Consider the following 19,325-nt stretch of genomic DNA (forward strand, 5'->3'; position numbering starts at 1 on the left):
GAAGCAGGGGTAAGGGAAGCGGGGTAAGGATGCACTGTGAGAACGCCGATTGAGCCGCCACTCATCCTTAAGGATGAGGCCTGCATCCAGCCCAGCCCGGCACAGGCTCAGCTCAGCCCGCGGAGTTAGTGGGGCACTCTGAATCCATAGATAAAGACCCGGTGCCCACCCACCAAAATCAACCTGGAGGATGAGAAAAAACCACTAGTCAGCGCCACGCTGTGTGAAATAATTTAAGCATGACTACGACAACTCATCACGCACAGACGGCACAGCCTGCCGTCTCCGCACGAAACCTTTCCAAAACTTACGGCATCGGTGAAGCCACTGTCCATGCCCTCAACAACGTCTCCGTTGACTTTGAGCAGGGTAAGTTCACCGCAATTATGGGTCCTTCCGGTTCCGGTAAGTCCACGCTGATGCAGACCATCGCAACCCTGGACACTCCCGACCCGAACCCGGCGACCTCCATCCGTATTGGCGGTACCGAGCTCTTCGGCCTGAAGGACAACGCCCTCACCGAGTTCCGCCGCGAACACATCGGTTTCATCTTCCAGGCGTTCAACCTGGTCCCCACCCTCACCGCGGGCCAGAACATTGATCTGCCTCTGGGCCTTGCCGGTAAGAAGCCCGACCCGCGGTGGCGCGACTACCTGGTCAAGACCCTCGGCCTGGAAACCCGACTCGACCACCGCCCCGAACAGCTCTCCGGCGGTCAGCAGCAGCGTGTCGCCATCGTGCGTGCCCTGCTTGCACGCCCCGAAGTGGTCTTCGCCGACGAACCGACCGGTAACCTCGACTCCAACTCCGGTGCCGAGGTGCTACGCCTGCTGCGTGCCGCCGCAACCGACCACGCACAGACCATCCTCATGGTCACCCACGACGCAAACGCCGCCTCCTACGCAGACCGCGTGGTCTTCATCAAGGACGGCATGGTCGCCGGCGAAATGATCGAACCCACCTACGACGCCGTCCTTGGCGCAATGGCACAGCTGGAAGGTCGATAAGCCGTGGCAACCACATTGAACACGGTGGCGCGCTCCAACCTGCGCGCCTCCAAAGGAAAATACGTCCTCACGGGCATAGGCATCGCGATCTCATCCTTCTTCATCGCCGCCATTATGATGCTCACCAACTCGCTGCAGGCGACCGTCAACTCCTCCATTGGTGACGTGCTCTCCCGCGCCGAGGCGGTCGTCGCCTCCGCCGCTACAACCAGCGACGGTAAAGACAGCAACGCCATCTTCCTGACCCGTGAGCAGATTATGAAGGTGGAGCAGAGCGACTTGCTCTCCGGCTACTGGGTACAGTATGCCGTTACCGGTACGCTCGGCACTGGTGACCAGAAAACCCAGATGCAGTACAACCAGCTGCCCTCCGATTCTAGCCTCTTCCCGTACAAAGTGCAGGGCAAAATCCCCAGCAGCGACCGTGAAATCATGGTCTCTACCTACTTCGCGAAGGAGCACAACCTTTCGCTGAACGGCAAGGTCACCGGAACCGACGTTGTAGAATCCGTTAGTGCTCCCGGTACTGACAAGACCGCCGAATACACCATCGTCGGTATCTTCGACACCGGATTTGAAGGCTCCACCACTAACCGGGCTGTCTTCGTGGGCGGCACCAGCCTCGGCGAAGCCACCCTGAAAGCAGCCGAGACAGAAAACAGTAGCTCGGCGGCAGGCTACCGTAGCATGGCTGGCGCGAACCTCATCTACCTCAAGTTCAAGGACGGCGTAACCGACGCCAAACTCAAGAGCCTGCAGGACTCCCTCAGCAGCGGCGACACTAAGAACGACCCGCGCGTTATGACCGGTCAGAAGCTGCTGGAAGACTTCCAGAAGAGCATCTCTGAGGTTTTCACCTCCATTAGCGTGATCCTGGGTGCCTTCGCGGCCCTGGCGCTGCTGGTTTCCTCCTTCGTCATCTCCAACACCTTTGCGGTGCTGGTCGGCCAGCGCATCCGCGAGCTCGCCCTGCTGCGCACCCTCGGTGCCCGCGGCGGCTCCCTCGTACGGATGCTGCTCGTCGAATCCATTACCGTGGGCGTGGTGTTCTCCCTCATCGGTGCTCTGCTGACCTTCCCGGTCGGCATGCTGGTGGGAAGCATGGTTCCGACCATCATGATTTCGTACTCGATCACCCCGGTGATTATCAGTACCCTGCTGTGCACCATTGTGACGGTGCTGGCGTCGCTCTCCCCGGCACGAAGTGCCCTGCGCATCTCGCCCATTAGCGCAATGAGCGAACACACCAACCGCGAAGTCAGCAAGCCCGGTAAGGTCGGCCCGATCATCGGTGTACTCTTCGCCATCGGTGGCGTGGTCGCTGTTGTGACTGCTCTCGATAAGGCAACCAGCACGAACCGTGACGGTAACTCCGCAATCTTCCTCGGTATGATCGCAGCACTGCTGCTCGGTATTGCGATCTTCCTCATCACCCCGCTGATGCTACCTCCGCTGGTACGCGCCCTCGGCATGGTCACCCGCACCCAGACCGGTAAGCTTGCGCTCGCCAACGCTCTGCGTTCGCCCAGGCGCACCGTCTCCACCGGCCGTGCTGTGCTTGTCGGCACCCTGGTCGTGTCGATTGTGCTGACCGGCTACACGGTTCTGAGCGCATCGTTCGTCAAGGCGCTGGATCAGCAGTACCCGATTTCTGCGCAGGCGAAGTACAGCTCGTATGACCAGTCTGAGGCGGCTTCTACCGTGACCAAGGCGGAGGGAATTGCCTCCAAGGTCAAGGGCATTAAGAACGTTCAGGCATCCGCTGTTGGTTACGCCGCTGGCGTGGTTGACTACACCGTCGAGTACGAAGGCCAGAGTGTCAACCAGAACGCTGACCTGGTGGCGTTGAGCTCCTCCGATCTGAAGGCAATCCTGCCGAACGAAAACTCGAACCTTGCTGACGACACCGTGCTCGTACCTCAGGGACTCTGGAAGTCCGCTGGATTGAATGAGTCCAGCCGTCTGAAGGCGCGCGGCCCGCTCGGCGAACTGGAACTCAAGCCCGTCAAGTCCGAAACCAAGCAGCACCTGCTGATTGTCAACCCTGCCACCGCTGCCAAGCTGCAGGACGCCAAGACCCCGCAGGCAGTTGCCAACCCCGCCGCTGAGGAAGCTCAGAAGCGACTGGAAGAAGCAATCGCGAGCGGCGATCAGGAAGCTCAGACAAAGGCATCACATCTGACCGTCACCAGCCAGGCACGCGGTAACGACACCGTCATTCTGGTGCGTGCGGTATCCCCGCTGACCAGTAGCGAGAACGTGACCCTGCAGACTGAACTGAACCGTGCCAGCCCTGACAGCTCCTTCACCGGTGGCTTGCAGGAACGCCAGACGTTTGACCAGCTGCTGACCGTCATGCTGACCTTCACCCTGGTGATGCTCATGCTCGCAGTGGTTATCTCCATCATTGGTGTGGCGAACACGATGACCCTGTCGGTCAACGAACGCCGCCGTGAGAATGCGATGCTCCGCTCGCTGGGTCTGTCCCGCAAGCAGCTGCGCCGCATGATCTCCATTGAGGCGATTCTGATTACGCTCGCCGCAGTGGTGCTCGGCATGATTGCCGGTACGGTCATCGGTGCGGTCTCCGCGAAGATTGTGATGGCTGCCGTAAGCTCCAGCGCCCCGCTCGTGCTTGACCTGCCGTACATCTGGTACGTGGTCATCCTCATTGTGGGTGTACTCGCCGCGATGCTCGCTTCGGCGCTGCCTGCGGCTCGTTCGGCTCGCATGTCCCCGGTTGAGGGTATGCGCGGCTAACAACCAAATATAGGGTGTGAGAAAGTAAAGCCCCGGATGGTGCCTTAGATCAGGAGGCGCCCGCCGGGGCTTCACTGTGTCCTTTATTCTGTTGTGCTTGTACTCTCAGATTCTTGGAGCTGACCTGCAGCCTGGCTTTGCGCGTATGATGGGTGTATGAGCACTAGCCACCCCAATCTGCGTCGCGGGTACACGCTACCCCATGAAGCGGAGGTTCTTCAGATCCTCCGTGATGCCGGTGTGCGCCGTGCCCGACTCTTCGGTAGCGCCGCCCGCGGTGAGCTGACCGAAACCAGCGACCTGGATTTTCTGGTGCAGATGCCGGGTGTAGCCCCTTTTGATGAGTTCATGCAGATGGTGGATGCTCAGCACCGCATTGAACAACTGACCGGCCGTAGCGTTGATATGGCTACCCAATTGCGCCCCCGCATCTATGCGGAAGCAGAACCGGACATGGTGGAGCTGCCGCTATGAAAAGCTCGCTTGATGACTTCTCTCTGATTCTTGAGTCAGCTCAGCGTATCTACGCTTTTACGCCCGAGCGATATGAAGACCTGATAGACGGCTCAAACGGGGTAGTCCAGGACGCGCTTTGCATGCGCTTTCAGGTCATTGGCGAAACCCTCAATAGAATTCGTTCAAAATACCCAGAAGATTATGAACGGTATGAACGGGCTGAGTGGCAGTACCTCATTGCTATTCGTAACATCATTTCTCACAGCTATGTGAGTGTTGATTTTGCTGTCCTATGGGACGTCGCCCGGAATAAGTTGCCTGAGCTGATGAGCGACTTTGAACGAATCATCGACGCGATACAAGAAATCACCTAACTAATAGAGCCCCGGAGGGTGCCTCGATTAGGAGGCGCCCGCCGGGGCTTTGCTGTGTCCTCTAGCTTGCCGTGCTCTCTAGCCTGCCGTATTCCTATATATTAGGGAACGGCTACTGGGCAATACCCGCCTCATACGCCATAATGACCGCCTGCACACGATCACGCGCACCCAGCTTCGCCAACACATGCGACACATGCGTCTTCACCGTCGCCTCCGAAAGTACCAACTCCCGCGTAATCTCCGCATTCGACAAGCCGCGCGCAATCAGACCCAGCACCTCAAACTCACGCGGTGACAACTGCTCAATCAACTCGCGATGCGGATAATCCGCAACAGGCTCAAAGCTCGCAGAATCAGCCGAAATAAACGTCGCCTTAGGAATCTCAGGACCAGCAGCCTGCACAGACTCGGCGGCAGGAACAACAGACTCGGTAACAGGAGCGGCAGGATCGGGAGAATCCAGCACCGGAATCATCTGCTCCAATAGACGGCGAGTCGCAGACGGCGCAATTACCGCATCGCCGCGGTGCACCGTACGAATCGCCTCCAGCAGCTGCTCCGGCGGAGTGTCCTTCAACAAAAAACCGCTCGCCCCGGCACGCACCGCCGAATACACGTACTCATCAATATCGAAAGTCGTGAGCATAATAATGCGCACCCGCTCATCTTCGGAAATTTCACGCTGGGTGTCACGCTCCAGAATGTGGCGCGCCGCCTCTAGCCCGTCGCAGTGCGGCATGCGCACATCCATGAGGATGACCTGCGGTGCCTGCCCCTCAGAGACCATGCGGTCAAAAACGTCAATAGCTGCCAGGCCGTCATCAGCTTCCATGACGACCTGCAGGTCCGGCTGGGAGTTGACGAGCATGCTCAGACCGCCGCGCACCAGGCGCTGGTCGTCAACGAGCATCACGCGGATCGGCTGGGCGTTCTGCGGTACGGAAGAGTACATAGTTTCAATCCTAGTCACAGTGGTGGGGTAGAGGAATAAGAGGAGCGAACAGGGTATAGAGGTATTAGAGGTTGCGGTAGGGGAGCGTTGCCTCAACGAGCCAGCCGCCATCGGGTTGCAGACCGTAGGTGAGGGTGCCGTGGTAGAGGGCGATGCGCTCGCTCATGCCGCGCAGACCGTTACCGCTACCGGGTACCGGGCTGCTGGTGTGCTGATTCGAGGCTGAGGTCGAGACAGAGGAAACAGCAGAAACCGGGTCGTTCTGCACCCGCATGTGCAGACCGTCCTCACCCCAGTGAATGGTGACGGCGGTTGCCGCGCCGGGGGAGTGCTTGAGCGCGTTGGTGAGCGCCTCCTGCACGGTTCGGTACGCCGCCAGCTCGGCACCCTGCGGCAGGGTGCGCGCCATGGTGCCGGTGATTCCGGTGAAAGTGACGGGTAGCCCGGCGCGGCGGCTCTGCTCCACGAGGGCGGGTACATCGCTGAGGGTGGGCACGGGCACGTAGGAGGTTGCCTCGTCTGTGCGCAGTAGCCCGAGTAGGGAACGCATCTGGGTGAGGGAGTCGCGTGCCGTATCTGCGATGAGTTCGAGGGTCTGCTCCGCAATGTCCGGTGCGCTCTGCAGCTGAGCTTGACCGGGCTGCTCAACCTGCTCTTCCTGTTGCGTTTGCTGTGCGCGTGCGGTGCGGGCGCTTGCGGCGGCGTAGCGTGCCCCATCCGCCTGAGAAATAATGCTGGACAGTGAGTGCGCCACAATATCGTGCATTTCGCGGGCAATGCGGGTGCGTTCGTCCTGTGCGGCGAGGCGGCGTTCCTGTTCCTGCTCGTATTCGAGGCGGCGGGCGCGTTCTTCGAATTCTTCGCTGCGCAGTTCGCGCATGCGGCGGGAGTCGCCGAGGAACCAGAAGACGGTGAAGATAGATCCGCAGAGTACGCCGAGCATCAGGGAGATGAAGATGCGGGCGGGTATGTCGTCCCAGTGGTAGAGGAGTGAGAGTAAGGTCTGTACGGTGACGGCGAGTGCGCCGACCCAGCCGAGAATGAGGGAGCGGAAGCGGCCGCGGCGGGCCCAGTGCCTGCCGGTGTGGTATGCGGCGAGGCTGACCGGCGGGTAGCAGGTGATGGCGAGTGAGTTGGGGAAGGGAGACAGGAGGGTGATGCAGAGCGCCGCGATGACCACGTAGATGCTTCCGTAGGGGAAGCGGTAGCGGAAGTAGAGTGCGGTGGTGCTGCAGACCGCGGAGATGACCGGGATCCAGCCGTAGCTGTTGATGAAGGCAGTGGAGAGCACGCAGCAGAAGAACTGCATGTGTGCGACGACGATGACGTTCATCCAGCCACGTTTGTCTCTGAGGTAGCTTTGCACGCGGCTGGAGGCAGTGATTGCGTCAGCGGGCAGGTCGTTGCTTTCTGAGATGCCGCGGGTATGCGTTACGGCGTAGCCGGGTTCGGCTGTTGCTGTGCTGTGTTGTGGGTTCTGCTGGGATTCGGTGTACTTGAGAGGCATATTTCCAGTGTATCGAGGTGGTGTAGCTTACCTGGCGTCCGAGCCCTGCATTGACAGCACAGCGATTTGGCAGACTCGCTCCGCAACCGGCGGTATGGACTATGGCAACGGCGGCGTCGGTGGCGAGCAGCCCCTGCTGTACAGCAAGGGCTAACATCTACGGTGTTCTGGGGTTTACCCGCAGAACAAGCAGGAGCCCTTCAGCTCCTCCACCGCTGGCGATAAGGGTGGCTCCGGCTTCGCACAGTTCGGTGGTGCTGGTGGCTCCTACGTGGCTCCCGGTGTTTTCCGGCGGTACTATCGAGTCCGCAGGCAACGCTCCGACCGCTCGTGGCGCACGTGGTAACGGCTACGTCAAGGTCTCCCTCTGCAAGCGCACCGCGTAATTGCATAGACCCTTAGGGCTCTCACACTGAGTGAGAAATCATAACGATATTCCCCGGCTGATTATTCAGTCGAGGAATATTGTTTTAACCGGTGGGATCTGAACGCCACAAAATCCAGAACCCTAGAATTCAGGAGACGTTGCCGGGCAGGGATAGGGATTAGCCCAGAGTCTGAGACCCCGCCCGTACACTCTACCGCCCACCCGCGGCGCGTATTACGGTAGAGGCATGACTGAAGCACGTAGCATCGACCTCGCCGTTATCCCCGGTGACGGCATCGGCCCCGAAATCATTACCGAAGCCCAGCGCATCCTCGCCCGCGCCTGCGAGCTCGAAAATATCACCGTGACCCCCACCCACTACAAGCTCGGTGCTGAGCACTGGCTGGAAACTGGTGAAACTCTGCCCGACTCCACCATGGACGCCCTCAAGCAGCACGACGCGATCCTCTTTGGTGCCATCGGTGCAGACCCGCGCAGCGGCAAGATTCCCTCCGGTCTCATCGAACGCGAAATGCTCCTGAAGCTGCGCTTCGCCTTTGACCACTACATCAACCTGCGCCCCTCCCGCCTGTACCCCGGTGCAGTTTCTCCGCTTGCCAACCCCGGAAACATCGACTTCGTCGTCGTGCGTGAAGGCACTGAAGGGCCCTACATCGGCAACGGCGGCGTTATCCGCGGCGGCACCCCCCACGAAATCGCCACCGAAGTCTCCCTTAACACCGCACACGGTGTGGAGCGCCTAGTGCGCTACGCCTTCGAGCTGGCTTCCACCCGCCGCAAGAAGGTCACCCTCGTGCACAAGACCAACGTGCTCACCCACGCAGGCCGCCTCTACAACCGCTACTTCACCGAAATCGCGGCTGAATTCCCCGAGGTTGAGACCGACTACCTGCATATTGACGCCACCACCATCTTCATGGTCACCGACCCTGCCCGATTCGACGTGATTGTCACCGATAACCTCTTCGGCGACATCATAACTGACCTCGCCGGTGCAGTGACCGGTGGTATCGGCTACGCGGCAAGCGGCAATATTAACGCCGTCGGCGAGTTTCCCTCCATGTTCGAGCCCGTACACGGCTCCGCACCGGATATCGCCCGCCAGAACAAAGCAAACCCCACCGCCGCAATCCTCGCCGGCGCGATGCTGCTGCGTCACCTTGGTCACGATGCTGCCGCAGCCCGCATTGAGGACGCTGTCGAAGCAGATATGCGCGAAAACGGCGCGAGCATGCGCGGAACCGATCAGGTCGGTGCAGACGTGCTCGCACGCCTCGGTTAAAATCCACGCGGCTAAAACTTATCAGCCGTAGCAGCTGAATGCGAAACACCCGTGAAGCCCGGAAGGAACATACCTTCCGGGCTTCACCTGTTCATATCCTGAATGGGAGAAAAGGCGCACATGCGGCAAACGCATCTTTCCGGTACTCTAAAACAGGTCAGGCACACCCGCCTGGCACCTCGGCGGTGGACACCATCCACCACTAGCTTTGATGCATCCGACTAGCACAGACCGCTAGATGCACCATCTGCCCCGTACGACAACGCGCCCGGCGGCACACACTGGTCCCTCGCCCCGCCGCGAGAACCGCCACTCAAAGAACGCCCACAGAGGCAACTAGACGAAGAGGAACGCAGAACGATGGCCATCGAATTCAGCCACGAAGCAAACCAGTCACCCGCCACCGCCGAACGCCGCACTGAAATCCTTGCAAACCCCGGCTTCGGCGACTACTTCAGCGACCACATGGTCACCATCGACTGGGAAGGCGACTACAAGACCGGCGGCACCTGGTACGACGCACGAGTTCATCCCTACGGCCCGCTCGTCCTTGACCCCGCAGCATCCGTCTTCCACTACGGTCAGGAAATCTTCGAAGGCATTAAGGGCTACCGCCACGCTGACGGCTCCGTATGGACCTTCCGTCCCGAGAAGAATGCGGCACGTTTCGCGAACTCCGCACGCCGCCTCTCCCTGCCCGAACTGCCCGAAGAACTGTTCATCAAATCCCTGCGTGAACTCGTGAAGGTCGACGAAAACTGGGTACCCACCGGCGACGGTGAAGCCTTCTACTTCCGACCCTTCATGATCGCAACCGAAGCGTACCTCGGCGTGCGCCCTGCAAAGCACGTGCAGTACCACGTCATCGGCTCGCCCGCAGGTAACTACTTTGGCACCCCCGAACCCGTAGACATCTGGCTCTCCACCACTTACGCCCGCGCAGGCGAAGGCGGCACCGGTGCGGCAAAATGCGGCGGTAACTACGCAGCATCCATGATTGCCCAGACCGAAGGCGAAAAACACGGCTGCAAGCAGGTCATCTTCAAGGACCCACACCGCGGCGACGCCATCGAAGAGCTCGGCGGCATGAACGTCTTCTTCGTCTTCGGCAAGGAAAACAAGATCGTCACCCCCGAACTGACCGGCACCATCCTCGAAGGCGTGACCCGCTCCTCGCTGATTCAGCTCGCCAAGGACCGCGGCATGACCGTCGAAGAGCGCGCCATCACCCTCACCGAATGGCGTGAAGGCGTGGCAAACGGCGACATCACCGAAATCTTCGCCTGCGGCACAGCGGCAGTGGTCGCCCCCATCGGCAAGCTCAAGGCTGAAGACTTCGAAATCCCGGCACCCACCGAGCACTTCGGCGAAATCTCTAAGAGCCTGCGCGAAGAGCTCGTCGGTATTCAGCTGGGCACCGTTGAGGACCGCCACGGCTGGATGACCTGCCTCATCTAAACGTTCAACAAACGTAACCCGCGAAATCCCCGCAGGATGCCCCGCCCGACCCCGCACGTCGCGCGGCGAGTAGCCCGCGGGGATTCGCTGTACCCGGTAAATGCTGTGCCCGGTCAATAGTGCGTGCGGCGTTGCTACCCCGAAGATAGGGGAGGGGAGGCGAACCCCACCCGCCGCCCCGCCCTCGAAGGCTGGTACCCTAGAAGGTATGCGTATTGCACGATTTACCGTAAATAATGAGCTCCACTTCGGGCTGGTAGAAGGCGATGCAGGCGAAGAAACCCTGCGCGTGCTCGCCGGAGACCCCTTCTACTCGGGTATCGAACAGACCGGCACCACCTACCGCATCGACCAGGTGCGCCTGCTCGCCCCGATCATCCCCCGATCCAAGGTGATTGGAGCGATCGCAAACTGGGCAGGAACCGAAGCACCTGCCTCCCCGCAGTTCTTTCTCAAGCCCAACACCACCGTCATTGGTCCCGGTGACCCCGTGACCCTGCCCGAGTATTCCGAAGCTGTCAGCGCAGAAGGTGAACTCGCCGTCATTATCGGTCGTATCGCCAAGTCTGTGCCTCTTGAGCGCGTGCACGAAGTCATCTTCGGCTACACCGTAGCCAACGACCTCACCGCCCGAGACCTGCTCGAAGACCGCCAGTGGACCCGCGCCAAGGGCTTCGACGGCTCCACCCCGCTCGGCCCCTGGATCGAAACCGACCTGGACACCGACTCGCTGAATATTACCACCTGGGTTGACGGCGACGTCGTGCAGGAAGGCAACACCTCCGAAATGCACTACTCTGTAGCCGAACAGGTTGCCGCGGCCTCCGAAATTTTCACCCTGCTGCCCGGCGACGTACTGCTCACCGGCACCCCCGCCGGCATCAGCGTACTGCGCGACGGCAACGAAATAGAGGTCGAAGTCGAAGGCATCGGCTCTCTCGTCACCCGCGTGCGCGACTAAGCTGACCGCGCCCAACAACGTAACGTACATCCTGAAACACACCGTTAAGGAGACATCATGACCGAATACCACGGTCCCGTACTCAACAGCCCCGCAGACACCCGCGTCCGCTTCTGCCCCTCGCCCACCGGCACCCCGCACGTGGGCATGGTCCGTACCGCCCTCTTCAACTGGGCGTACGCGCGCCACACCGGCGGCAAGCTGATTTTCCGCATCGAAGACACCGACGCGGCACGTGACTCCGAAGAGTCGTTCAACCAGGTGCTCGAATCCCTGCACTGGCTCGGCATCAACTGGGATGAAGGCGTTGGCGTCGGCGGCCCCCACGAGCCCTACCGCCAGTCCGAGCGTAAGACCGCAGGCATCTACAACGAGATCTTCGCAAAGCTCGTTGAAGGCGGCTACGTGTACGAAGACTTCTCCACCCCCGACGAGGTGAAGGAACGCCGCAAGGCAGCCGGTCAGGACCCGCAGCTCGGCTACGACAACTACGACCGCAACCTCACCGAAGAGCAGAAGGAAGGCTACCGCGCAGAAGGCCGCAAGCCCGTGTGGCGTCTGCGCATGCCCGATGAGGACATCACCTTCAAGGACCTCGTTCGCGGCGAAATCACCTTCAAGGCAGGCACCGTACCCGACTACGTGGTCGTCCGCTCCAACGGCGACCCGCTGTACACCTTCGTGAACCCCGTCGACGACGCACTCATGGGCATCACCCACGTGCTGCGTGGCGAAGACCTGCTCTCCTCTACCCCGCGCCAGATCGCGCTATACCGCGCGCTCATCGACACCGGCGTGACCAGCTTCATCCCCGAATTCGGCCACCTGCCCTACGTCATGGGCCAGGGTAACAAGAAGCTCTCCAAGCGTGACCCCGAGTCGAACCTCTTCCTGCTGCGTGACTCCGGCTTCATCAAGGAAGGCCTGCTGAACTACCTGTCGCTGCTGGGCTGGTCCCTCTCCGCAGACCAGGACGTCTTCAGCATCGACGAGCTCGTCGAGCACTTCGACGTGCACGACGTTGTTGCCAACCCCGCACGCTTCGATGTGAAGAAGGCAGAGTCTATCAACGGCGATCACATCCGTGCGCTCGATCCCAAGGACTTCCGCGACCGACTCATCCCGTATCTGCAGGCCGCAGGCGTACTCGGCGAAACCCTCACTGAGCGTGAAGAGCAGGTCCTCACCGAAGCTGCCCCCCTCGTTCAGGAGCGTATGCAGCTGCTTGGCGAAGCACCCGGCCTGCTCGTATTCCTCTTTAAAGCTGACGAAGAAATCAGCACCGCAGACGATGCACGCAAGCAGCTCAAGGAATCCGCACCGCAGGTTCTTGCCGCCGCTATCGAGGCTCTGGAGCCCCTCGAGGACTTCACCGCAGCCAACATTGAGGGAGCCCTGCGCGCCGCAATCGTCGACGGCCTGGCAATCAAGCCACGCCTCGCATTCGGCCCCGTGCGTATCGCAGTGTCCGGTGAGCGCATCTCCCCGCCTTTGTTCGAATCCATGGAAATCCTGGGCAAGGAATCCTCCCTCGCACGCCTGCGCAAGCTTGCCGCTGAACTGAGCTAACCATGAAACAGCCGATCATGGGGAAGGCGCTGCTGAAGGGCTCCATCATGGCGCTCACCAACGCCTGCATTATCTGGCTGTTCGCCTATATTGCTGGCTTTGACCGCTCCGTGTGGATGGTCGTCATCATTATTGCCGCTGCGGCGCTCGCCTACGTGACCGCATTCCTGGAGGCACGCGCCATGCAGAACGCGGTTCACGGCGGCGACGTAAGCACCTCCTCGTCTGTTGTTGATTCTTCGGACCCTTCGGACGAAGAAGAGGAAGAGAGCGACGACTTCGTGGACCCGGGCCCCGACCCGGAGGCGGGCGACTTCGACGCTGGAAGCTCCAGTAGCTCCGACTACTCTGGCGGAGGCGACTCCGGTGGAGGCAGCGACTAAGCTCTAGCTACTCTTGATGCAGCTACTCTCTGCGTAGCTACATGGCGTAGTTACTCATGGCGCGCGCTCGCAGGCACCTCAGGTGTGTGTGGCGCGTACTGTGAGAGCCCGGCGAGAACCCACGTTTCAAGAGAATCCCCTTATCCAGCGGGAATCAGAGGACCGAAAAGTCTGAAGAAACCCGGTGGATAAGGGGATTTTTTATAAATTTGAGAATATTTTTTGTGATGGGTATTTCCTGCAAGACTGCTAGTCAGTATATTTTATGGGGGTTAATCTGGTTCTATCTGGGGGAGTGCGGCAAGAATTTAGTTTGCGTACCCCAGTAAAGACTCGTATAGTAGTACCTGTTGTTGCGACGAACTGAAAAGTTCAAAGCGAAAACATGCGGTTGTAGCTCAGTTGGTAGAGCACCACCTTGCCAAGGTGGATGTCGCGAGTTCAAGTCTCGTCAACCGCTCCACTGAAGCCCCGAGGTTCGCCTCGGGGCTTTTTCGTTGTCTCTGGGTTTTGTTGTCTGCAGAAGTTTTAGCTTTTGAAGGCGTGGGTTGGGAGTGAGATAGAGGTCTTGTGATCTTCTCGAGGTGACTGCTTGGGTGAGCTGACTGTCTGGCTATCTGATTTTCTGCCTGACTGACTGTTCGAATACCCGGCTGTCGGGAGGTGGTGCAGAAAGAAAAAATCTTCAAAAAAATTTGAGATGCAAAATGTGCGGGGGAGAGACTAAAGCTGCTCTCTGAGCTCCCTTGAAGCTGCTTTGAGGGGTGAAAAGTGGCCCCAAAACCTTCTTTTTGAAGAAATTTAAAAAACTTTTTAGCCCTAAAAACCCCGGAAATACGCGGAATTGGCGGGTGTAAAGCCGTGAATGTGAGACGTCTCTCCAGGTTTCGGCTTGCACGCCTCCTGAAAGACCCGTATAGTTATTACTCGTTCCGGTGAAAAGCCGAAAGGCAAGAAGCGGAACGGTAACTCAGTAGAGTAATGGGATATGGTGTAATTGGCAACACGAAGGTTTCTGGTTCCTTTGTTCTAGGTTCGAGTCCTGGTATCCCAGCTAACCTCCTAACAGAGGTTGCGGCCCCATCGTATAGCGGCCTAGTACTCCGCCCTCTCACGGCGGCAACACCGGTTCAAATCCGGTTGGGGTCACCACTAGGAAATAAGCCCTCAGTCTTCTGACTGGGGGCTTATTTATTTATTCGGCGAAACTGGTTTTAGATTCTACGGTGCCGCCGTGTACTCATCGAAACTCAAGTGGCTTCTCGGCGGGGAGCAACACAGGAATAAAAAAGGGGGTGGCGCGCAAAATTTGACCTTCATGCCAAGCCCCGGTATAGTCTTATCCGTAAGCGTGATTGGCGCAGTGGTAGCGCGCTTCGTTCACACCGAAGAGGTCACTGGTTCGAACCCAGTATCACGCACCAATAACCCCCGTTTCAAGGAACGGGGGTTTTATTATGCCCACCGGTATTTGTGCCCACAAACAGTACAAACTCAGCCGCGGACACAACCACCCGAGAATGAGGTACCCCGTGACAACACCCGAACTCGCCGCAGCCACCGACTACGGACGCATGTACGCACGCGTCCGCGGAGGAGAACCCCTCGTCCCCTCCATCACCACTGTCATCGGGCAGCACACCAGCGATCTCAGTGGCTGGCACGGGTATATGGCAGCCAAAGCCGCCCTCGAAGACCAGCGCGCATACCGCGCCACCGGATCCCACGGCCTCAAATTCGCCATCATCCGCGACGCAGCCAGCGCCTCCGAACGATACCGCGACGCAGCTGCTGCCCGAGGCGACCGCGTCCACAACTACGCCGAAGCAGTCGCCCTACGCACCATGGGACGCGAACACAACTTCGATGAAAGCCGTGAACAGCTCATCATCAACGGGGAACAAGCCTACGCTGACCGCTTCGACGAATGGTGGGAAGCCTTCAAGCCCCGACCCCTCGCTGCCGAAGTTACCATCTGGAACGAAACCGTCGGCTACGCGGGCACCCTCGACCTCGTCGCAGAGATCGCAGGTCGAACCTGCATTATCGACTACAAAACCAAGGGCACCGACAAACGCGGTCGCGTCAAAGCACTTGACGAAAAAGTCGTTATGCAACTCGTCGCCGGACTCAAAGCCGAAGAATCCCTCCTCGACCCCGACGAAGGCACCTGGGAACCCTGGAAATACGGCGACGCACCCGTCCTCATGGGCGTGGCACTCGGCGAAACGCAGGTGTTGCCGCAGCAGGCAAACCCCGCCGTACTCGAACGCAACTGGTACAAGTTCTGCGCCCTGCGCCGGGTCTGGGAATTCGATCGCCAGGTTCAAGAATTTGAAGACCCCGCGCTCATGCCCGTAGTACCTCCGCCCGCGGCATAGATCAGTACCTCCGCCCGCGGCATAGATCAGTACCCCCGCCTGCGGTATAGGGGAGAGGCTGTAACCCCCGGGAGGTGAGGCTCAGTCCTCACTCCAATGCCTCGATTCGTTCTAGATTCGCGCTACTGAATCGGCGACAATAGAACAATAGGCAGAACGGCACGCTCCCACTGGGAAAAACCTGCTGGGAAAACCGTCAGCGCAGTTCTGCCACCATTTTGAAATCCGTAAGCACATTCCCGGCACCCGCCGGCAAAGGAGAATCATGACCATCCTGAGCATCCGCACCGTAGGCGACCCTGTGCTACGCAGCGTCTGTGACCCCATCACCGTCTTCGACGACGACCTGGCACGACTCATCGACGACATGCTAGAAACCATGTACGACGTGGGTGGCGTGGGCCTTGCTGGCCCGCAGGTTGGCATCTCCAAGCAGATTTTCACCTTCGGAGGCATTGACGACCGCGAGGGCTACATCATCAACCCCGTGCTTGAGGTCGGCGAAGAAAATCAGGAAGGTGGCGAAGGTTGTCTGTCCGTGCCCGGTCAGAAATCCGCGACCCCACGCAAGAACTGGGCGCGCGTGACCGGCGTGGACCGACACGGTGAACCCCTCGTGCTGGAGGGGGAGGGCCTGTTCGCGCGCATGCTGCAGCACGAGACTGACCACCTGCATGGCAAGCTCTTCATCGACCGTCTCGTGGGTGAAGACCGGCAGCGCGTGATGCGTGCCCTGCGCGCCGCAGACTACAACACGGTCGCAGCTAAGACCGTGACCGAGCGTGCAACCCGCGTGGGCGGTGCCTTCGGTGGTGGTGGCGCCTTCGGTGCCGGTTCCTCCCTCGGTAGCTTCGGAAAGTAGGCTCACATGCTCAACATTATTTACGCAGGCACTCCAGATGTTGCCGTGCCCCCGCTCGACTACCTGGCGAACTCCGATAAGGTGCGCGTGGTCGGCGTGCTCACCCGCGAAGACGCCCCCGTGGGCCGCAAGCGCGTGCTCACCCCCTCCCCGGTGGCACAGCGTGCCGAAGAGCTCGGTCTGCCCATCGTGAAAGCAAATCGTTGGAACGACGAAGCCGCCGCGGCCATTGCCGAACTGAACGCTGACGCAGCCGCCGTGGTTGCCTACGGTGCCCTGCTGCCGCTGCCCGCGCTCGAATCCCTGCGCTACGGTTGGGTCAACCTGCACTTCTCCAAGCTACCCGCATGGCGCGGTGCCGCCCCCGTACAGCGCGCTCTCATCGCCGGTGAGCAGGAAATTTTCTCCACCACCTTCCTGCTTGAAGAAGGCCTGGACACCGGCCCAACCTTCGAACAGGAATCCACACCCGTAGCCGCCGACGACACCGCAGGCACCGTGCTGATGCGCCTCGCCACCAGCGGTGGCGCACTGCTTGAACGCACCTTCGAACGCCTCGAAGCGGGCGAGAGCGGCACCGTGCAGGTCGAGGACGAGTCGGTCAGCTACGCCTCCAAGATGAGCATTGCCGACGGCCGCCTCACCTGGACCGAACCCGCCGAGCAGATCCTGGCACGCTTCCGCGGCGTGACCCCCGAGCCCGGCGCATGGTGCGAACTGGGAGAAAACCGCTTCAAGATCGGTGGTCTGGCGGTTGCCGACGAGCGCCTGGTACAGTCCCTGACCGAGGCGAACAGCGGCCCCCTCGCACCCGGTGCGGTGCGTCTGCACGCGAAGAAGGTACTGGTCGGCACCGGTACCGAACCGCTGATGCTGCTGCAGGTTCAGCCTGCCGGTAAGAAAATGATGGATGCGCCCGCGTGGGCTCGCGGCGCTGGCAAGGACATGGCGGAAGGCCTGGTGGTACTCGCATGAGCAACGAAAAGCGCCCCTACAAGGGTGGACACGGCAAGTCCGGTCACTCCGGTAACGGCAAGTTCAACCAGGGCAAGCCCAATCAGGGTGGCGGCCAGGGTTACGGCCAGGGTGAGGGCGGTGCGAAGCGTAAGCGTCGCCGCCGCTCCGGTGCAGGTACCGGCTCTGGTGTGAGTGAGCAGAACCGCCAGCAGTCTCAGAACTCCGAGCGTTCGCAGAATCAGCGCTCGCAGAATCACCGCTCTCAGAGCCGCCCGCAGAAGTGGGATGACAACTCCCGCCCCGAATCGCGCACCGGTCGCCGCTTTGACGGCCTGACCAGCGTCGAACGCGCCGCACGCCGCGCCAAGACCGAGCACGACGACACCAAACGCGGTGGCGGCGGCACCTCCCGGCGCAATAAGAGCGGCCACGAACGCAACCGCCGCTCTATGTCCGCCCGCGAATTCTCCGCTGCGGCACCCTCCGCACGCTCGCGTACCGCAGATACCGCACGCGCAACCGTCTTCGACGTACTGCGCTCCGTGGCGGAATCTGACGCCTACGCGAACCTCGTGCTACCCAAGGCGATTCGTAGCCACCGCCTCGACCACCGCGACGCAGGCTTCGCAACCGAGCTGACCTACGGTACGCTGCGCCACCAGGGCACCTACGACGCAATCCTCAGCCGCTGCGTAGATCGCTCCATCGAGAAGGTCGGCACCACCACCCTTATCGTGCTGCGCATGGGCGTGCACCAGTTGCTGAACATGCGCGTTCCCGCCCACGCGGCACTGAACCAGAGTGTGTCCCTGGCACGCGAAAAGATTGGTGCGGGCCCGGCAAGCTTCATCAACGCGGTGCTGCGCCGAGTCTCTGAACGCACCCCTGAAGAGTGGTACGAACTCATCATTGAGGACGCGAAAGACGACACCGAGCGCATGGCACTGCTCGCCTCGCACCCCGGCTGGATTGTGCGTTCCATGCGCCAGGCACTCGTCGCGCATGGCCGCCCCGCCTCCGAAATTGAGCAGCTGCTCGAAGCGGACAACCTCGCCCCCGTGGTCAACCTGGTTGCACTGCCCGGTCTGGGTACCCTCGACGAGGCACGCGACCAGGGCGCCGTCGACGGCGAACTGGTTGACGGGTCGGCACTGTACGCCTCCGGCGACTTAGCGCGCCTGGAATCCGTACGTGAAGGCACCGTCCGCGCCCAGGATGCCGGTTCCCAGCTGGTAGCACGCGCGCTCGCCGCAGCACCCCTGGACGGCGCCGACACCGCCTGGCTCGACCTGTGCGCAGGCCCCGGCGGTAAAGCGGCGCTGCTCGGCGCGCTCGGTATTCAGCGCGGCGCATCCCTGGTCGCCAACGAGGCGGCACCGCACCGCGCTCAGCTTGTGGAATCCTCTATGCGCCCTCTTCCCGAGGACAGCTACACGGTACTTACCGGCGACGGCCGCCAGATCCGTGAGACCCTGCGCAGGAACACCTCCGACCTGCCCGGCTCCATTGAACCCGGTCAGCTGTTCGACCGCGTCATGGTGGATGTGCCCTGCTCCGGCCTGGGTGCCCTGCGCCGCCGCCCCGAAGCACGTTGGCGCAAGTCCCCGCGCGATATTGCAGAGCTGCTGCCCCTGCAGCGTCAGCTCTTGGATGCAGCGATTGAGACGACCCGCCCCGGCGGCGTCATCGCGTACGTGACCTGTTCCCCGCACGCGGCAGAAACTCAGAACATTGTGGCTGAGGTGCTCGAAAGCGGCGCGGTCAGCCTGCTCGACTCCGCCGCCGCACTGCGTGAAGTTGCCCAGCACACTGAAGGCGCGAAAGGCGAACCCGTGAGCGTACTAGTGGGGGAGAAGGACCCCGGCCACACCCCCGAGATCAAGGTCAAGAAGGGTGCCCCGGACGTGAAGGCTTCTCAGAACCCGACCACGGCACAGCTGTGGCCGCATGTGCATGGAACCGACGCAATGTTCCTCGCCCTGCTGCGCAAGAACTAGCCGCTTCACCGCCTAGCATCATTCGCCA

Annotated in this window: 17 protein-coding genes and 4 tRNA genes; 19 read left to right on the forward strand and 2 right to left on the reverse strand. The window is 60.7% G+C overall.

The window, feature by feature from the left end:
- Window positions 1-239 precede the first annotated feature (239 nt).
- The 4 genes from QFX07_RS03250 (at window position 240) to QFX07_RS03265 (ending at window position 4,597) form a co-directional block, all read left to right on the forward strand.
- On the forward strand, window positions 240-1,007 hold the full coding sequence (locus tag QFX07_RS03250) for an ABC transporter ATP-binding protein (protein WP_279754197.1): 768 nt from the start codon (window positions 240-242) through the stop codon (window positions 1,005-1,007).
- Between the two features lie 3 nt (window positions 1,008-1,010).
- Window positions 1,011-3,767 carry an ABC transporter permease gene (locus tag QFX07_RS03255; protein ID WP_279754196.1) on the forward strand — a complete coding sequence of 919 codons (2,757 nt, stop codon included), beginning with the start codon at window positions 1,011-1,013 and terminating at the stop codon, window positions 3,765-3,767.
- A 156-nt stretch (window positions 3,768-3,923) separates the two neighbouring features.
- On the forward strand, window positions 3,924-4,241 hold the full coding sequence (locus QFX07_RS03260; RefSeq protein ID WP_279754195.1) for a nucleotidyltransferase family protein: 318 nt from the start codon (window positions 3,924-3,926) through the stop codon (window positions 4,239-4,241).
- On the forward strand, window positions 4,238-4,597 hold the full coding sequence (locus tag QFX07_RS03265; protein ID WP_279754194.1) for a HepT-like ribonuclease domain-containing protein: 360 nt from the start codon (window positions 4,238-4,240) through the stop codon (window positions 4,595-4,597). Before QFX07_RS03260 ends, QFX07_RS03265 begins: the two co-directional genes overlap by 4 nt.
- Before the next feature lie 112 nt (window positions 4,598-4,709).
- Here the strand turns inward: QFX07_RS03265 and QFX07_RS03270 are convergent, their stop codons facing one another.
- Together QFX07_RS03270 and QFX07_RS03275 are read right to left on the reverse strand one after the other, a co-directional pair.
- The gene (locus QFX07_RS03270) at window positions 4,710-5,552 is read right to left on the reverse strand and encodes a response regulator transcription factor (protein WP_279754193.1); all 843 of its coding nucleotides are present in this window, start codon (window positions 5,550-5,552) and stop codon (window positions 4,710-4,712) included.
- 64 nt (window positions 5,553-5,616) lie between these two features.
- Window positions 5,617-7,059, reverse strand: coding sequence for a histidine kinase (locus QFX07_RS03275; RefSeq protein ID WP_279754192.1), 1,443 nt, complete (start codon window positions 7,057-7,059; stop codon window positions 5,617-5,619).
- Window positions 7,060-7,066: 7 nt separating this feature from the next.
- Here QFX07_RS03275 and QFX07_RS03280 point away from each other — a divergent pair, with 7 nt between their 5' ends.
- From QFX07_RS03280 to QFX07_RS03350, 15 genes are all read left to right on the forward strand, one after another.
- Window positions 7,067-7,213 carry a hypothetical protein gene (locus tag QFX07_RS03280; RefSeq protein ID WP_279754191.1) on the forward strand — a complete coding sequence of 49 codons (147 nt, stop codon included), beginning with the start codon at window positions 7,067-7,069 and terminating at the stop codon, window positions 7,211-7,213.
- A 100-nt stretch (window positions 7,214-7,313) separates the two neighbouring features.
- The gene (locus QFX07_RS03285) at window positions 7,314-7,445 is read left to right on the forward strand and encodes a hypothetical protein (RefSeq protein WP_279740274.1); all 132 of its coding nucleotides are present in this window, start codon (window positions 7,314-7,316) and stop codon (window positions 7,443-7,445) included.
- 228 nt (window positions 7,446-7,673) lie between these two features.
- Complete coding sequence (locus QFX07_RS03290) at window positions 7,674-8,729, forward strand: 3-isopropylmalate dehydrogenase (protein WP_279740273.1); 1,056 nt, start codon at window positions 7,674-7,676, stop codon at window positions 8,727-8,729.
- Between the two features lie 360 nt (window positions 8,730-9,089).
- Window positions 9,090-10,187 carry a branched-chain amino acid aminotransferase gene (locus QFX07_RS03295; protein ID WP_279754189.1) on the forward strand — a complete coding sequence of 366 codons (1,098 nt, stop codon included), beginning with the start codon at window positions 9,090-9,092 and terminating at the stop codon, window positions 10,185-10,187.
- A 208-nt stretch (window positions 10,188-10,395) separates the two neighbouring features.
- Window positions 10,396-11,148 (forward strand): fumarylacetoacetate hydrolase family protein, encoded by a 753-nt coding sequence (locus QFX07_RS03300; RefSeq protein ID WP_279754188.1) that lies wholly within the window; start codon window positions 10,396-10,398, stop codon window positions 11,146-11,148.
- 57 nt (window positions 11,149-11,205) lie between these two features.
- Window positions 11,206-12,717, forward strand: a complete 1,512-nt coding sequence (gene gltX / locus QFX07_RS03305) for a glutamate--tRNA ligase (RefSeq protein WP_279754187.1) — start codon at window positions 11,206-11,208, stop codon at window positions 12,715-12,717.
- Between the two features lie 17 nt (window positions 12,718-12,734).
- Window positions 12,735-13,100, forward strand: a complete 366-nt coding sequence (locus QFX07_RS03310; protein WP_279754186.1) for a hypothetical protein — start codon at window positions 12,735-12,737, stop codon at window positions 13,098-13,100.
- Between the two features lie 387 nt (window positions 13,101-13,487).
- Window positions 13,488-13,563, forward strand: a tRNA-Gly gene (locus QFX07_RS03315).
- A 519-nt stretch (window positions 13,564-14,082) separates the two neighbouring features.
- Window positions 14,083-14,154: transfer RNA gene (locus QFX07_RS03320), tRNA-Gln, on the forward strand.
- A 22-nt stretch (window positions 14,155-14,176) separates the two neighbouring features.
- A tRNA-Glu gene (locus QFX07_RS03325) sits at window positions 14,177-14,252 on the forward strand.
- 197 nt (window positions 14,253-14,449) lie between these two features.
- A tRNA-Val gene (locus QFX07_RS03330) sits at window positions 14,450-14,524 on the forward strand.
- Between the two features lie 108 nt (window positions 14,525-14,632).
- Window positions 14,633-15,481 (forward strand): PD-(D/E)XK nuclease family protein, encoded by an 849-nt coding sequence (locus tag QFX07_RS03335; protein ID WP_279754185.1) that lies wholly within the window; start codon window positions 14,633-14,635, stop codon window positions 15,479-15,481.
- A 265-nt stretch (window positions 15,482-15,746) separates the two neighbouring features.
- Complete coding sequence (gene def / locus QFX07_RS03340; RefSeq protein ID WP_279740262.1) at window positions 15,747-16,343, forward strand: peptide deformylase; 597 nt, start codon at window positions 15,747-15,749, stop codon at window positions 16,341-16,343.
- Window positions 16,344-16,349: 6 nt separating this feature from the next.
- Window positions 16,350-17,318, forward strand: coding sequence for a methionyl-tRNA formyltransferase (gene fmt / locus QFX07_RS03345; RefSeq protein WP_279740260.1), 969 nt, complete (start codon window positions 16,350-16,352; stop codon window positions 17,316-17,318).
- Window positions 17,315-19,297: an RsmB/NOP family class I SAM-dependent RNA methyltransferase gene (locus QFX07_RS03350; RefSeq protein ID WP_279754184.1), complete on the forward strand. Its 1,983-nt coding sequence runs from the start codon at window positions 17,315-17,317 to the stop codon at window positions 19,295-19,297. The genes fmt and QFX07_RS03350 overlap by 4 nt, the downstream gene beginning before the upstream one ends.
- Window positions 19,298-19,325: the final 28 nt, after the last annotated feature.

The sequence above is a fragment of the Rothia similimucilaginosa genome (assembly GCF_029850985.2).
GTDB lineage: Bacteria > Actinomycetota > Actinomycetes > Actinomycetales > Micrococcaceae > Rothia.

What these genes read in the sequence shown, in the direction of transcription:
- QFX07_RS03250 (WP_279754197.1), top strand. Translation starts at nt 240, where the DNA reads ATGACTACGACAACTCATCACGCACAGACGGCACAGCCTGCCGTCTCC.
- QFX07_RS03260 (WP_279754195.1), top strand. Translation starts at nt 3,924, where the DNA reads ATGAGCACTAGCCACCCCAATCTGCGTCGCGGGTACACGCTACCCCAT.
- QFX07_RS03265 (WP_279754194.1), top strand. Translation starts at nt 4,238, where the DNA reads ATGAAAAGCTCGCTTGATGACTTCTCTCTGATTCTTGAGTCAGCTCAG.
- QFX07_RS03270 (WP_279754193.1), bottom strand. Translation starts at nt 5,552, where the DNA reads ATGTACTCTTCCGTACCGCAGAACGCCCAGCCGATCCGCGTGATGCTC.
- QFX07_RS03275 (WP_279754192.1), bottom strand. Translation starts at nt 7,059, where the DNA reads ATGCCTCTCAAGTACACCGAATCCCAGCAGAACCCACAACACAGCACA.
- QFX07_RS03290 (WP_279740273.1), top strand. Translation starts at nt 7,674, where the DNA reads ATGACTGAAGCACGTAGCATCGACCTCGCCGTTATCCCCGGTGACGGC.
- QFX07_RS03295 (WP_279754189.1), top strand. Translation starts at nt 9,090, where the DNA reads ATGGCCATCGAATTCAGCCACGAAGCAAACCAGTCACCCGCCACCGCC.
- QFX07_RS03300 (WP_279754188.1), top strand. Translation starts at nt 10,396, where the DNA reads ATGCGTATTGCACGATTTACCGTAAATAATGAGCTCCACTTCGGGCTG.
- gltX (WP_279754187.1), top strand. Translation starts at nt 11,206, where the DNA reads ATGACCGAATACCACGGTCCCGTACTCAACAGCCCCGCAGACACCCGC.
- QFX07_RS03310 (WP_279754186.1), top strand. Translation starts at nt 12,735, where the DNA reads ATGGGGAAGGCGCTGCTGAAGGGCTCCATCATGGCGCTCACCAACGCC.
- def (WP_279740262.1), top strand. Translation starts at nt 15,747, where the DNA reads ATGACCATCCTGAGCATCCGCACCGTAGGCGACCCTGTGCTACGCAGC.
- fmt (WP_279740260.1), top strand. Translation starts at nt 16,350, where the DNA reads ATGCTCAACATTATTTACGCAGGCACTCCAGATGTTGCCGTGCCCCCG.
- QFX07_RS03350 (WP_279754184.1), top strand. Translation starts at nt 17,315, where the DNA reads ATGAGCAACGAAAAGCGCCCCTACAAGGGTGGACACGGCAAGTCCGGT.